At 57.1% G+C, this 13,680-nt stretch carries 12 protein-coding genes; 4 read left to right on the top strand and 8 right to left on the bottom strand.

From position 1 onward, the window contains the following. Window positions 1-461 precede the first annotated feature (461 nt). Genes J2S70_RS05145 through J2S70_RS05130 form a run of 4 tightly spaced genes read right to left on the bottom strand, consistent with a single transcriptional unit; the run spans window position 462 to window position 4,921 of the window. Window positions 462-1,565, bottom strand: coding sequence for a sugar kinase (locus tag J2S70_RS05145; RefSeq protein WP_307682667.1), 1,104 nt, complete (start codon window positions 1,563-1,565; stop codon window positions 462-464). Continuing rightward, the gene (locus tag J2S70_RS05140) at window positions 1,562-2,209 is read right to left on the bottom strand and encodes a bifunctional 4-hydroxy-2-oxoglutarate aldolase/2-dehydro-3-deoxy-phosphogluconate aldolase (RefSeq protein WP_307682666.1); all 648 of its coding nucleotides are present in this window, start codon (window positions 2,207-2,209) and stop codon (window positions 1,562-1,564) included. The genes J2S70_RS05145 and J2S70_RS05140 overlap by 4 nt, the downstream gene beginning before the upstream one ends. Then, window positions 2,202-3,320 carry a mannonate dehydratase gene (locus J2S70_RS05135; protein ID WP_307682665.1) on the bottom strand — a complete coding sequence of 373 codons (1,119 nt, stop codon included), beginning with the start codon at window positions 3,318-3,320 and terminating at the stop codon, window positions 2,202-2,204. Before J2S70_RS05135 ends, J2S70_RS05140 begins: the two co-directional genes overlap by 8 nt. Continuing rightward, window positions 3,317-4,921: a mannitol dehydrogenase family protein gene (locus tag J2S70_RS05130; protein WP_307682664.1), complete on the bottom strand. Its 1,605-nt coding sequence runs from the start codon at window positions 4,919-4,921 to the stop codon at window positions 3,317-3,319. Before J2S70_RS05130 ends, J2S70_RS05135 begins: the two co-directional genes overlap by 4 nt. A gap of 190 nt (window positions 4,922-5,111) precedes the next feature. Here J2S70_RS05130 and J2S70_RS05125 point away from each other — a divergent pair, with 190 nt between their 5' ends. From J2S70_RS05125 to J2S70_RS05110, 4 genes are all read left to right on the top strand, one after another. After that, the gene (locus J2S70_RS05125; RefSeq protein ID WP_307682663.1) at window positions 5,112-5,903 is read left to right on the top strand and encodes an IclR family transcriptional regulator; all 792 of its coding nucleotides are present in this window, start codon (window positions 5,112-5,114) and stop codon (window positions 5,901-5,903) included. An 89-nt stretch (window positions 5,904-5,992) separates the two neighbouring features. Then, on the top strand, window positions 5,993-6,334 hold the full coding sequence (locus tag J2S70_RS05120) for a hypothetical protein (RefSeq protein WP_307682662.1): 342 nt from the start codon (window positions 5,993-5,995) through the stop codon (window positions 6,332-6,334). Between the two features lie 409 nt (window positions 6,335-6,743). After that, window positions 6,744-6,995, top strand: coding sequence for an AbrB/MazE/SpoVT family DNA-binding domain-containing protein (locus J2S70_RS05115; RefSeq protein WP_307682661.1), 252 nt, complete (start codon window positions 6,744-6,746; stop codon window positions 6,993-6,995). A 98-nt stretch (window positions 6,996-7,093) separates the two neighbouring features. Continuing rightward, entirely contained in the window at window positions 7,094-7,444 is a 351-nt protein-coding gene (locus tag J2S70_RS05110) for a hypothetical protein (protein WP_307682660.1), read from the top strand. A 466-nt stretch (window positions 7,445-7,910) separates the two neighbouring features. Here J2S70_RS05110 and J2S70_RS05105 read toward each other — a convergent pair whose 3' ends face one another. From J2S70_RS05105 to J2S70_RS05090, 4 genes are all read right to left on the bottom strand, one after another. Then, on the bottom strand, window positions 7,911-8,543 hold the full coding sequence (locus tag J2S70_RS05105; protein WP_307682659.1) for a hypothetical protein: 633 nt from the start codon (window positions 8,541-8,543) through the stop codon (window positions 7,911-7,913). Between the two features lie 232 nt (window positions 8,544-8,775). Further along, a complete protein-coding gene (nrdG, locus tag J2S70_RS05100; RefSeq protein WP_307682658.1) occupies window positions 8,776-9,417 on the bottom strand; it encodes an anaerobic ribonucleoside-triphosphate reductase activating protein in 642 nt (213 codons plus the stop codon). Window positions 9,418-9,463: 46 nt separating this feature from the next. Continuing rightward, the gene (gene nrdD, locus J2S70_RS05095) at window positions 9,464-11,623 is read right to left on the bottom strand and encodes an anaerobic ribonucleoside-triphosphate reductase (RefSeq protein WP_307682657.1); all 2,160 of its coding nucleotides are present in this window, start codon (window positions 11,621-11,623) and stop codon (window positions 9,464-9,466) included. A gap of 349 nt (window positions 11,624-11,972) precedes the next feature. Further along, on the bottom strand, window positions 11,973-13,679 hold the full coding sequence (locus tag J2S70_RS05090) for an ABC transporter ATP-binding protein (protein ID WP_307682656.1): 1,707 nt from the start codon (window positions 13,677-13,679) through the stop codon (window positions 11,973-11,975). Between the last annotated feature and the right edge of the window lies 1 nt (window position 13,680).

Genomic DNA, 13,680 nt, shown 5'->3' with positions numbered 1-13,680 from the left:
CACAAGTAGGTTGCTTCCAATTCATCGGGGTCGGTAAATCCGGCGGAGGTCGATAAAATCACCGGAGGCCGATAAACCACTTCGCGCCCGATATGCCGCGTTTTAAGGGCCTCCGCGCGACGCACGGACCCCCGGAAACCGCACCAACCTCCCCGATCACCCTCCCCGAAGCACCAAACGGCATAGGGAGCACCACACGGGTTCAAACACCCCTCGTTTGGTGCTCCCTGTGCCATTCGGTGCTGCGGCTGGCACTTGCAAGGGCGCACCTAGTGCTGCGGGCGGCGGGAGACAGCTCCGAGCATCCGACTAATGGCATTTACAACATAAAGAAGGGGCACCGAGCCAAAGCTCAGTGCCCCTTCCGGAGCCTTGCACCACCCAGTAATCCTGGCCGCTCAGTAGCTCAGGCCACTCAGCAACTTCAGACCGCTAGGCAGCGTTCAGCCGAAGCCGCCACTCTAGCGCTGCACGCGCGCCGAGCCACCTGCAACAACACGCTCGATCTCTTCGAGCGAGGCCATCGTCGTGTCGCCGGGTGTGGTCTGTGCGAGCGCACCGTGCGCCGCACCGTATTCCACGGCTTCCTCGATCGAATCCTTCTCGAGGATGCCGTAGATCAGGCCGGTCGCGAACGAATCGCCGCCGCCAACGCGATCCATGATCTCCAAGCCATCGCGCTGGGTAGCCTTCACGAAGCCCTGATCCTTGTGCCATGCCACGGCCGACCAGTTGTTGATCGACGCGGTCACAACCTCGCGCATCGTCGTGCCGATCACCTGGAAGTTCGGGAAGTCCGCGCGGGCCTTCTCGATCATCTGGCGGAAAGACTCAACTTCGAGGTTATCCAGATTCTCGCCCGCACCCTCAATTTCAAAACCGAGCGAGGCCGTGAAGTCTTCCTCATTACCGATCATCACGTCCACATACTGAGCTAGTTCGCGGTTCACGCGGCGGCACTCTTCGAGCCCGCCGTGTGCCTTCCACAGCGATGGGCGGTAGTTCAGATCGTAGGAAATGATCGTGCCATGCTTCTTTGCAGCCTGCATTGCTGCCTTTGCCGTTTCAGCCGACTGCGGCGAAAGGGCTGCGTAAATACCGCCGGTGTGCAACCAACGCGAACCGTATTCACCAAAGAGCTTGTCCCAATCAATGTCCTCGGGCTTCATCTGGGATACAGCGGTGTGCCCGCGATCGGAGGTGCCCACGGCGCCACGAATACCAAAGCCGCGTTCGGTAAAGTTCAGGCCGTTGCGCGCTGCCCCGCCGTAGCCGTCGGATTCAACCCACTTGATCCACTGGGTGTCCACGCCACCGGTAAGGATCATGTCCTCCACCAGGCGCCCTACCTCGTCTTTAACAAGGGCGGTCACGATTGCCGAGCGCTTGCCGAAAGCCTTACGCATACCACGAGCTACGTTGTATTCGCCCCCGCCTTCCGACGCGCGGAAGTGCCGGGTGGTCCGGATGCGACCCTCGCCCGGATCCAGGCGAAGCATAACCTCGCCCAGGGATACGACGTCGTAGCGAACCTCGTCCGCTGGTCTTAGTTCAATCAAACTCATTTGCGTAGCTCCTTTACTCGCTCCGATGCTTCCTTTGAAAGCTCGGTAATCTTGTCGAATTCCTTATTGTTGATAAGGTCGCGCTTGATCATCCATGAGCCCGATACCGAAGCAATCGCCGGATCGGTGATCCACTCTTCGAGATTGCCGGGGTTCACGCCGCCAGAGGGCACGAACGCCGTGTTCGGGAACGGGCCACGCAGCGCCTTAACCATCTTCAGTCCGCCAGCCTCGCCACCGGGGAAGAACTTCACCGCAGTCGCGCCGCGATTGACGGCCATCATGATTTCGGTGGCCGTCTGCACACCGGGCAGGTACGGGATGTCGCGTTCCGCCGCAACGTCAGCGACGCCGGGATCCCAGCCTGGCGAGACGAAGAACTTCGCACCCTGGTCGGCGGCGCGTTCGGCCTGCTCGCGGTTGAGAATCGTGCCGGCACCAACCGTCATGCCTTCAACAGCGCTCATGTTCTTAATCGCCTCCGGCCCGGCCTCGGTACGGAAGGTCACTTCGGCGCAAGCAATTCCGCCCGCAACGAGCGCCTCACCCACGGCAACCGCGTCCGCGGCATCGTCAATCACGACGACGGGCACAATCGGGTTCTCCTTCAAAAACGGACGTGCATCGGGTAGTTGCTTAGGCATTGGCGTTCCTTTCCTTCAGTAGGGCGATGGCGTCCCACAGGCCGAGCAGGTACTGGGCGCCAAGTGCACGGTCGTACAGCGGGTAGCCCGGGCGGCCCTCTTCACCCCAGATCATGCGGCCGTGGTCCGGGCGCACGTACACTTCGAACGGCTCGCCCGCGTCGGCGGCCGCCTTCTCGATGTCGTAAATCGCCTCGACGGCTTCTTCCATCGGGTTGTCGCCCGTGCGAGACAGGTGTGGCGATTCCTTAAAGACCCGATCCGAGAAGTGAATGACGTTGCGCAGGTGTGCGGCGTGTAGGCGGCCGCGCTCCCCGGCGTAGCGCAAGATTTCGACGACGTCGTTCTTCACTTCCGAGCCGAGCGAGCCGATGCACACGCACAGGCCATGGTGCTTGGATTCGTGCAGGTCAAGGATCTTTTCCACGTCTTCCTTGTTCTTGAACACGCGCGGAATTCCGAACAGATCCCAAGCCGGATCGTCTGGGTGGCAGGCCATCTTGATGCCGACCTTTTCACAGGTTGGCATAATCGCATCGAGGAAGTACTTCCAGTTTTCGCGCAGTTTATCGGCCGACATGTCCTGGTAGAGTTCCATCACCTCATCGAGGCGAGCAAGGCGTTCGGGCTCCCAACCCGGCAACGTCAGGCCGCCCGATTCTTCGGCGGTGTTGTTCACGATGTCCTGCGGGGTCATGCCCTGAATCTTGTCGTGATCGTAGTACAGGGCGGTGGAGCCATCTTCGGGATCCTCGTGAGCGAGATCGGTGCGCAGCCAGTCGAAGACCGGCATGAAGTTGTACACGACTACCTTGATACCGAAATCGGCGAGGTTTTCGAGGGTGGTCTTGTAGTTTTCGATGTGCTCATCTCGGGTGTCGAGGCCGAGTTTGATGTCCTCATGCACGTTCACCGATTCGATGATCTCGCATTCGAGGCCGGCAGCGTTGACGCCCTCGACGAGCTCCTTGATCTCGTCTTTCTCCCAGTTTTCACCCGCCTGCTTGTAGCTCAGCGTGCCCATGATCCCGGTGACCCCCGGAATTTGCTTAATGTACTGGAGCGGGATTGGGTCATGCCCTTCGCCGTACCAGCGGAATGTCATCTTCATGCCATCATCTCCTTGTTGAGGGTGGTGCGGACGGCGCCCGGGCCGGCCACAAGTTCGGTAAATAGTTGTTCGATCCGCATTGCGAGCGGAGTTGTGTAGAGGTCGACGCCGAAAATCGACGGGTTGGACAGGATCGGCTGGAGAACAAGGTGCGCATCGACGGGCTGCCCAAGTTCAACCCCTTTGAGGTGCCCCTGCAGTTCCTCGAGCAGTGGGTCCGGCGAGGGATCGAAGGGCTGGCCTTCGTCGTCGACGGCGAGCAGGTAGCGCATCCAGATCGCGATCGCGAGCGAAATTGCCTTCAGTTCGTTAAGGTCGCGGCCCTGAGCAATGTACTTCTTGATCGTCTCGCCGAATCGAATGCCAACCTTTTGGGAGGTATCCATCGCGATGCGCGCCGGATCGTCTGGCAGGTAGCGGTTCGGGAAGCGAACCTCGAGCACTTCGTTGAGGAACTCTTCGGGGCTGACGATGCCCGGATCGACGACGACGGGCAGGCCTTCCACGCGTCCGAGGCGTTCGACGAAGGCACGCAGCGCCGGATCGCGCATTTCGGAATCGATCGTTGGGAATCCGAGCACGACGCCGGCCGTGGCCAGTGCCGTATGGAGCGGATTGAGGCAGGTGGTCACTTTCATGTTTTCGAAGTCATCTGCGACTTCACGCGAGGTGACGTTCACACCGTACTTATCGAAGTCCGGCACCTCGCCCACCAGCACATCCTCAATGATGAGGTATTCGGTCGGTTCCGCGTTCACGAAACCCGCAACCGGTGTACGGCCCACGTGATCGATATCCATATCGGTGAAACCGAGAACCTTGAGGTCTTCGCTGACTGACTCATTCGGGCGTGGGGTGATCTTATCGATCACCGTGACGGGGAATGACACCTTTTCGGGATCTTCCACCCAGGCGAGCACTTCGGCGTCGAGTTTTCCTCCGGCCACCCAGCCGCGCATGACCTGAAGGATCGAGTCCTTGAGCTTGTCACCATTGTGGGAGAAATTATCGAAGGACATGAGGTTGATCGGTTCGCCACCGGCGTCGAAGCGGTGGACGAGCAGTCCGGCGAGCGTCGCCATCGTATTTTTGTGGAAACCGCGCGGTTCAGAATCAATGTCCTCGCGCACCTGTTCTGAAAGCTGGCCCTGAGAATCATGGATGCCGTAGCCCTTTTCCGTGATCGTCATCGAAATCATAGAGACTTTCGGCTGCTTCACGATGTCGACGAGCCGGTTGTAATCCTCGGCTCGCGACCAGGCCAGGCCCTCAGAAATACCGGCGATCACCTTTAAGTCACGCGTGCCGTCTGGATTGAGGGTGACGGACAGGGTCATCAGATCGTTTGCGCCCAGCTGCTTGTCGAGCTCTTCCGGATTCATCGGCACGACGGCGGTAATCGGCCAGTGCTCGCCGTCGGCAATCAGATCGTGCGCCACCCTTGCCGGGAATGCACGGAAGATATTTCCAGGCCCGAGGTGAATCCACCGCGGGTCTTCCTTGCCCTTTTCCTGCATGTCAGCGACGTCGAAACTGGGAAGCTGGACGTCTGCCCGATCAAAATCTGCGCGGTTTTCAATACCGCTTAAAGTTAATTCCATGTATGCTCTCCATCGAACCACGTGCGTTTATCTATGATAAACGCTAATTTATCCACACTAAAAGCATAGCGCCTTCTGCGGGTGCTGTCACCCACAATAGTCTACTGTGTTCGCAGGCACATATACATGCTTTTAAGCGGAATTGAACCAACATTTCACATAGCAAACCGGGCTCGATTATGCTTGGAACATGGGAAAACCAAAGCCGCTAGCCAGTGTGAGCCGAGCAATTACGCTCATCGAATACCTCGCAAAACAGAGTTCGCAGGGCACCTCACTGGGAGTCCTCGCATCAGATCTCGGCATCAACAAAGCGACCGCCTACAACACCCTCGCTACGCTGCGCGAACACGACTGGGTCGAGCAAGACCAACACACCGGCTACTACCGCCTGGGCAACGGGATAGCGCCAATCGCACAATACCGAACAGCAACCTCCCACATCGTCGATAAACTCCGCCCCGCACTGGTCCACATAGGGCAAAGATTCAACGAGCTGGTTCATCTTGGCCGACTCGTCAATACCGACATCATTTACCTCGACAAGGTCGAACCCGACAGATCTGTCAGAGTGATCTCAGCCGTTGGTAAACGCACGCCCGCCATATCAACCGCCCTTGGCCGCGCCCTCATCGGCACATTCGAAAACCGCGAAGAGCTCATCGACTGGTATATGAGCGCAACGCAAGTAGAAGCCCGCACAGCAGCCGACAAGGAGAAGCTGCACACCGCCGTCGTCGCCAACTTCGCCAACCTCGACGAACGCGGCTGGACGGAAGAGTTTGAAGAAAATGAACCGGGCATCGCATGCGTCGCCGTGCCACTCATCAGCGAAAGCACAGAAAATCTCGCGATTTCCGTGTCTGCCCCGGCGGAGCGGATGACCACCGCATACCGCGCCGAAATCGCCGCCGGCATCCGAGCCGAACTAGCTGAGCTACCATCTGATCTACCCCTGTGCCTGCGGCCGATCACCGAATAGATGTTCGCGCACCAGCTAACGGCGGAAAGATTCAACGAATACCCGTATTGTCAACACTGCGCTTCTAAACGACCCACAAGGAGAACCTCATGCGTAAGATCGCAGCAATTATTTCCGCATCCGCATTCGCCCTCGGCCTGGCAGCATGCTCTGATTCAGGTAAGCCAAGCAAAGACGAGGTAGTCAAAGCGCTCACCGAAATTGGCGCCGATTCCATGGGCTCTGTCGGCGAGCACGTTGGCGACGATGCTCTTGCAGAGTTCTCGAAGTGCTGGGCGGACGGCTTCTACGATGACGTCTCAGAGAAAACCCTCGTGCACCTCGTCGAAAAGGACGAAAACGCCGGAGCAACCGAAGAAGAGAAGACTGCCATCATAGAGGCCGCGTCAGCCTGCCAGCACATCCTCACGGAGGCGGTGATGGGCGGCTAAACAGGCCGCTTTCCTCACTGCCGAGGCGTTCGGGGCTTTACCTTTCCTCCCCGAACTCCTCGGCATTCGTATATCCACGTACGGTTTGTAGATATGCCCACCGTACTCACACATGCGCGCCGCGCGTTCACTTACCTGCCGCGCGTGGAATGGTTACACTTACGGAGATTGATCGCGCCCGCAGAGGTCGATAAGTCGCGCGGAGGTCGATAAGCCACGAATTTCCGCGATTTCCGTGGCTTACCGATCCCCTTCGACGGGACGGACCTCCAGCGACGGGACGAACCTCCGAGGGCAACCGGGCACTCCTGGCCGTCTACACTCTTCTCAACAACATGCCGCAACGCTTCTTGATAAACTCAACTAAAACAAGAATTCTTGATTTAGTTGAGTTATGGAAGGTGGATCCGTGAATTTAGCCAAAGTTTCCGCAAATGGGCAGATTACCGTGCCGCTCGAAATCAGGAAAGCACTGAAGCTGAAAACCGGCGACAAAGTCTTATTTATGCAAAATCAGGACGGCCTTTTCACCATCGGCAACGCCTCCGAGCAAGCAATTTATAAGGCCCAGTCCACTTTCAAAGGAGTTGCAGAAAAAATGGGACTAGAAAGTGAGGACGACGTTCAGGCACTGGTGGATGGCCTGCGAAGCAATTCATGAGAATCCTCGTCGACACCAAATATCCGCGAAAACCTCCCGCACTTCGTTGTGTGCATGATTCCTATTGTCCCACGCTAGTTATCTTTGGAAAGAGGAACATGAGCCGCAAACTTCCAGCACTTCTAGCCGCCGCACTCGCCCTTGGCGCCTGTGGGAACGACGCCGGTTCACGAGTCGGCGAGATCAAAAAAGCAATCGCCGAATCGGCGGAATCCCAATTCGGCGGAGATGTGGAAAACCTTAGCGACGAAGAACGCAAGGCTTACGACGAATTCGTTGATTGCATGGCCAATGGAATTGACTCCAAGATGTCTGACGAGGCCATCGATGGAATCATTAACGATCGGGATTCCTACCAGCCCTCGGCCGAGGACATGGAGGCCAGCCTCGAAATTGTACAAGAGTGCGTGGGTAGCGCCTACATGCCCGCACCAGAATCTGCAAACTAATGCTCTTCCGGGGGCAAGCGATTAGCCCAGAGCCTGCCTATGGTTGCGATAGGACCAGTGGGATTCCAATCGCGCTGGGGGTCCGCCAGCCATCGTTAGTTTCGCTAATCGGCCTATTATCGACGTGATTTCCCTACCTGCGCTTCGTTTGACTAGGCTTTTGGCGCGACAAGTACATTGGTTTCGCTTCTATAGGGATTGCTATTCGGCAACTCGCCGCGCTTTGAGAGGGCGAACGCGAATCCAAAGCACAGGATGGCAAGCACAACCAAGCCGACCGCCCATTGTAGGTAAGAGAATGCGGATAGAATCGGCGCTAGCGAGAAACTATCTACCGGCATGCCGTCGTGAAGCCACGCATGGGTTCGGTATAGTCCATTAAGTGAAGCTATAAGCAGACCAATCGATGCGATCACACTTATGATTCCGGTGGCCAATAGTATTTTTACTGAAGCTCTCACCGATTTCACCTCACTATTGAATGGCACTGCTCGGTTACGAATACACCATTGACTTTGAGCCGCGCACATTGGACGCCACGATTCATTGTTCGCGGTCGTGCGGGGTTTAACGATGGATTCATAATCATACCGCTGTTAGACGCAATCGACACGCATCGATTGTAGATCGGTGATCGATCAGTTCGGTAAACGGTATTTCCCCATCGATTCTGAAATTCAATTTGGTAGTTACAAATGTTGCCTCCAAGCGCAATTATCTTAGCCCACTCGCTTGAAACAACTAGACCCTTCCCGAAAATTTGGTGATCGAGTGCCAATCGTGGGATTCTCACTGGAACTCCCTTAACCGTGATTGTAAATCCTCCTGAAAACTGAGTACCGCTGGCATCTAATGGTCGAATCTGATCTAAAGGAAAGCGGAAACTTGGGTAGTAACGTGAATCGGTCGGGGCGGGTACGAAATTAGGGGCTGTAGGATCTTCACTCTGGGTGGTTTCGTTGAAAGTTGTTTCCCAACCATCAAGGGTCTCGATTGTAGCTGGAGAGCTGTCGGTAGGTTCTGCTTGAGCAGTAAATGCGCCCCCAATCAGGAGAATAACGACACTTGAAACAAAAACGGATATGCGTACTCTTTTCATGACCGCTCCTTGGTGTCGTGCCTAGTAGCATTGTGACGCTCAGTGTAATTTCGAAATGGAGTCGATTCAAGTCATCGGCGTACCTTATGTATATTGAGCGCGAATGCGTTGGTTTTGGGCGACGGCATTCAGGGCAGCCTCGAAATTGTACAAGAGTGCGTGGGCAGCGCCTACATGCCCGCACCAAACCGGCCAATTAATTCCAAGGTTGTCTGAAAGTCGGCTGCGCTGTTTAGCTTAACGGCGGAGCCGAGTTGACGAACGACGTCGTACCCTCCGTGTCCCGCCGCCCGGAGGACCAGAGCACTGGTTCGGGAGCGAGTCGGCCGGCGTCGTCGCGGGAAGCCCCAAGATCGATAATCCGCTGGTTGCTCGAGCCGCGGAAGGCCAGATCGTGGTGGTAGAGCCGCTGGATGAACGGGCCGTCCACAACAACATCGCAAAGCTCGAGAAGCTCGCGCTTATCTGCGGTTTCCGCCAGCAGCTGCTCGTAGGTGTAACCCGTCCAAATCCATACATCCTTGGCGGGGCCGAAGCGTTCGCGCACTCGTTTGACGAGCGGCAATAGGATCGGGGTAGATAGCATGGGCTCGCCGCCCACGAGCGACAGCCCGGCCACGTATGGCTGGCTCAGATCCTCGAAGATCTGTTCCTCGAGCTCGTCCGTATACGGCCTGCCGTAGCGGAAGCTTTGCGCGGCGGCGTTATAGCAGCCTGGGCATTTGAACGGGCAACCCGACACGTACAACGAGCAGCGCACACCCTCGCCGTCCACAAAATTGAACGGCTTATAGTCTGCAACATAGCCGGCAGACAGCGCTTCGCCCCGCCATTGCCCGGGTTCGGGAATGACGACGCCGTCGCTATCTTCCACCCGCACTGAACATCATCCGATCCATCGCGCGCATTCCGCGCGATCTTTAGATTTCACGAGTGGGGCCATCCATGTGCTTCACGCGTGACGAAATCTCCACGTGCCGGCCGTGTACCATCGGGCGCTTTTGCGGATTACCGAGGTAGCCGCAGGTGCGCTTGACGACGTCGCAGGTGGCCGGATCCGTGTTGTGGCAATCCGGACACTCGAAGCCTTCCGCCGTCGCTGAAAACTCGCCTTCGAAACCGCACTCGTAGCACTTGTCGATCGGCGTGTTCGTGCCGAGGTAGGCCACGCGATCGTACGCGTAATCCCACACGGCCTCCAATGCTTTCGTGTTGTGCGTGAGCTTGGGGTACTCGCAGTAGTGGATGAAACCGCCCTTGGTGAGCTCGGCGTAGGGCGCCTCGAAGTCGATCTTCTCGAACGGGGAAATCTTCTTACGAACGTCGTAGTGGAAGGAATTCGTGTAGTACTCCTTGTCGGTGACGTTTTCGATCACGCCATACTTTTCACGGTCAAGGCGGTTAAAGCGGTCCGTGAGCGATTCCGACGGCGTTGCGTACACCGAGAACCAGTAGGGGTAGTCCCGCTTCCACTGATCCGTGTAGCGGTTCAGCGCGCGCAGGATCTCGAAGGTGAATTCCTTGGCCTCCGGGGTGGACTCCCATTCCGGACCATAGAACAGCGTGGCCGCTTCGTACAGGCCGATGTAGCCTACCGACACCGTGGCACGATGGTTGCGGAAGAACTTCTTGACGTCCGTTTCCTCCTCCGTTGCGCGCTTACCGAAAGCACCGAACTTGTACAGGATCGGCGCGTTGGCCGGCGTCGCGTCCTCACAGCGTGCGGTGCGGAAGAGGAGCGCTTCACGCATAATCTCCATGCGCTCGTCGAAAATTTCCCAAAACGCGTCAATGCTTCCGCGCGCCTCAATGGCGATGCGCGGGATGTTTAGCGTGACGACGCCGAGATTGTTGCGGCCGGCATTGACGGCCTCGCCCGATTCCGGATCTACCCACTTCGGCAGGAAGGAACGGCAACCCATCGGCGTCTTGTAATCGCCCTCGATTTCCACGAGGCGATCATAGGAGAGCACATCCGGGTACATGCGCTTTGCCGAACATTCGAGAGCGAGCTGCTTGATGTCATAGTTCGGGTCGCTGGGCTCGAGGTTGACGCCGCGGCGCAGACCAAAGACGAGCTTCGGGAAGATCGCGGTGTGCTTGTCCTTACCGATGCCACCGATGCGCACTTCGAGAATTGCTTTTTGAATCTCGCGCTCGAACACGCCCTCGCCCAAGCCGAAACCGAGCGTGACAAACGGGGTTTGACCGTTCGAAGTATAAAGCGTGTTGATCTCGTACTCGAGGGACTGCATGGCGTCGTAGATATCTTTGCGGGTCTTCGCCATCGCGTAATCTTCGCGCAGTTCCGGCGCCACCCACTTTTCGGCGTCGACCATGTGCTTGTTGTAATTAAGCTGCGCGTACGGTGCGAGCACCTCGTCGATGCGGTCCACCGACGTGCCGCCGTACTGCGAGGAGGCCACGTTGGCAATAATCTGCGCAATCTGCGCGGAGGCCGTGTTGATCGACTTCGGGGATTCCACGCGGGCATTGCCGATCTGGAAGCCATCGCGGAGCATGCCGGGGATGTCGATGAGGCAGCAGTTCGTCATCGGCTGGAACGGGTTGTAATCAAGATCGTGGAAGTGGATATCGCCCTTGATGTGTGCGTTGGCCACGTGCTTGGGCAACATGTGCTTAAGCGCGTAAGCCTTCGCGACCGAACCGGCGGTGAGATCTCGCTGAGTGTTGAAGACCGTGGCGTCCTTGTTCGCGTTCTCGTTGACGACTGACTTATCGCGCGAGAGCAGCTTGCCCACCGAGTGTTGGACGTCCATCGCCTGGTCGCGGGCAACATCGCGGTCATGGCGGTATTCGATGTATGCGCGCGCAACTTCCGGGTACTTTGAGCCCATGAGGTGATCTTCGACGGCGCGCTGGATCGTTGGGATGTCGAGGTTTTCGTGCGGCAGGTTGGCAACGACGGCGTCGGTGGCCTGCGCGGCGAACTCGTGATCCTCTATACCTCGGCTGTTGAGCGCTGCTTCAATTGCGCGGTAGATCTTGGAGGCATCAAAACGAACCGAGCGCCCATCCCGCTTGAGAACTGTAATTTTCGTGGTGACGTCAAGCGACATGTGTGAGCCTCTCTCGTTGCGTGATCTCCTAGTCAACGCCCCGATGGTGATCTTTTGCGGTGAATTCACGGAAATAACGCTGCTATGCGAAATTTTCGTTAATCCCTAAATGTGGTGCGTTGATTTTTTTCGAACACTACATATAGTAGCCACTTTAGAACTACATGCATGTTATTTGAGGAAGTGAACAGCACCTCATGCATGCTTTGGCGGGTTCTGGCGCAAAGATCTAAAAACTACTTGAACTTTTCGGCGTGTCGCCCTCACCCGACCTGCTGCAGGCGTGGGTGACACCCTCTTGCTCCCACCCCGCTGCGATCGCCACCCTTTCGGGTAGCTAAAAAGCCCCTTAGATCTTCAGTTCGGAGATCTCCTCGCCAAGCTCCCGAAGCAGGGTATGGCGCGATTCGCGGCGCTCACGCTGCTCGTTCGGATCCGGCACTGGCGCCGCAGCCATGAGGCGGCGCGTGTAATCCTGCTGAGGATTGTGCAGCACGTCTTTCCGATCGCCCTGCTCAACCACCTTGCCGTTTTGGAGCACCACCACACGATTCGCGAGCAGATCCACCACCGCCAGATCGTGCGAAATAAACAGGCACGCAAAGCCGAATTCGGCCTGCAAATCGGCCAGCATTTGCAGCACGTTCGCCTGCACGGACACATCGAGTGCCGACGTCGGCTCATCAGCAACCAGCAAGCCCGGCCGCGTAATCAACGCGCGCGCGATACATACACGCTGGCGCTGACCGCCCGAAAGCTCGTGTGGATAGCGATTAAACGTGGACGAGGGCAGCTGCACCGCGTCCAGCATTTCGTAAACGCGCTTTTCCTGTTCCTTCGCATTACCGATCTTATGCACCTCGAGAGGCTCCGAAATACAGCTACCGATCGGGAATCGCGGATTGAGCGAACCTGCAGGATCTTGGAAAATCACGCCGATGTCTTTGGAACGTTCGCGCCGTTGTTTGCCCTTTAAAGACAGGAGGTCTTCCCCGAAAATCTCCACCTCGCCATCCGCAGCAGGCTGCAGACCTAACAAGGTCTTACCAATCGTTGACTTACCAGAGCCAGATTCGCCCACCAGGCCAACGATTTCGCTGTGCGCCACATCGAACGAAACACCGTCGACCGCGCGGAAAGGTTCACGCCCGCGCATCTCATACTCAACAACGAGATCTTTAACCTTGAGCACCTTGTTGTCGATGTCGAAATCCTCCGACATCTCCCGAAGCCCGAACTGTTTGCGTCCCTGGCCCAACCTGGGCACCGAACGTAGCAAACGCTTCGTATACGGATGTTCGGGCCTCATCAGCACATCCTCAACCGTCCCGGATTCCACGATGTTGCCGCGGAACATCACGTGAACATGATCGGCCATATCGGCAACCACACCCATCGAATGGGTAATCAGAAGAATGCCCGTGTTCAGCTTGTCTTTCAACGAGCGCAACAAATCAAGAATGTCTGCCTGAACGGTGACGTCGAGCGCCGTCGTCGGCTCGTCAGCAATGATCACCTTCGGGTTACACGAAATCGCAATCGCGATGACGACGCGCTGGCGCTGACCACCCGAAAGCTCGTGCGGATACTGATCAAACCGCATCTCCGGATTATCTAGCCCAACCATCTCGAGCAACTCAATCGCGCGTTTACGCGCAGCTGCCCCGTAGTACAGGCCGTGAATTTCGAGTGCCTCAACGATCTGAAAGCCCACGGTGAGCACCGGGTTAAGAGCCGTCATCGGCTCCTGGAACACCATCGCAACCTCGTTGCCACGCACATTGCGCAACCCGCGCGAACTCAGAGCGCGAATATTGTAATCGCCCACCTTGATATCGCCTTCGATCGCCGCATTTCCGGGCAACAGCCCAAGCGCCGTCATCGAGGTCACTGACTTACCGGAGCCAGACTCACCAACAAGGGCAACAACTTCGCCGGCTTTAACATCGATCGACACTCCCCGGACCGCATGAACACGGCCGAATTCGGTCTTAAACTGAACGTCAAGATTATCGAAAGAAAGAACTTTGCCCGCGGGCACTTTTGCCTTATCCATG

Origin of the sequence: Trueperella bonasi (genome assembly GCF_030811535.1) — a bacterium.
Classification (GTDB): Bacteria; Actinomycetota; Actinomycetes; order Actinomycetales; family Actinomycetaceae; genus Trueperella; species Trueperella bonasi.
Note: the sequence above shows the minus strand (reverse complement) of the source record. Positions and strands in the feature narration are given on the sequence as shown.

What these genes read in the sequence shown, in the direction of transcription:
- J2S70_RS05145 (WP_307682667.1), bottom strand. Translation starts at nt 1,565, where the DNA reads ATGAGTTTGATTGAACTAAGACCAGCGGACGAGGTTCGCTACGACGTC.
- J2S70_RS05140 (WP_307682666.1), bottom strand. Translation starts at nt 2,209, where the DNA reads ATGCCTAAGCAACTACCCGATGCACGTCCGTTTTTGAAGGAGAACCCG.
- J2S70_RS05135 (WP_307682665.1), bottom strand. Translation starts at nt 3,320, where the DNA reads ATGAAGATGACATTCCGCTGGTACGGCGAAGGGCATGACCCAATCCCG.
- J2S70_RS05130 (WP_307682664.1), bottom strand. Translation starts at nt 4,921, where the DNA reads ATGGAATTAACTTTAAGCGGTATTGAAAACCGCGCAGATTTTGATCGG.
- J2S70_RS05125 (WP_307682663.1), top strand. Translation starts at nt 5,112, where the DNA reads ATGGGAAAACCAAAGCCGCTAGCCAGTGTGAGCCGAGCAATTACGCTC.
- J2S70_RS05120 (WP_307682662.1), top strand. Translation starts at nt 5,993, where the DNA reads ATGCGTAAGATCGCAGCAATTATTTCCGCATCCGCATTCGCCCTCGGC.
- J2S70_RS05110 (WP_307682660.1), top strand. Translation starts at nt 7,094, where the DNA reads ATGAGCCGCAAACTTCCAGCACTTCTAGCCGCCGCACTCGCCCTTGGC.
- J2S70_RS05105 (WP_307682659.1), bottom strand. Translation starts at nt 8,543, where the DNA reads ATGAAAAGAGTACGCATATCCGTTTTTGTTTCAAGTGTCGTTATTCTC.
- nrdD (WP_307682657.1), bottom strand. Translation starts at nt 11,623, where the DNA reads ATGTCGCTTGACGTCACCACGAAAATTACAGTTCTCAAGCGGGATGGG.
- J2S70_RS05090 (WP_307682656.1), bottom strand. Translation starts at nt 13,679, where the DNA reads ATGGATAAGGCAAAAGTGCCCGCGGGCAAAGTTCTTTCTTTCGATAAT.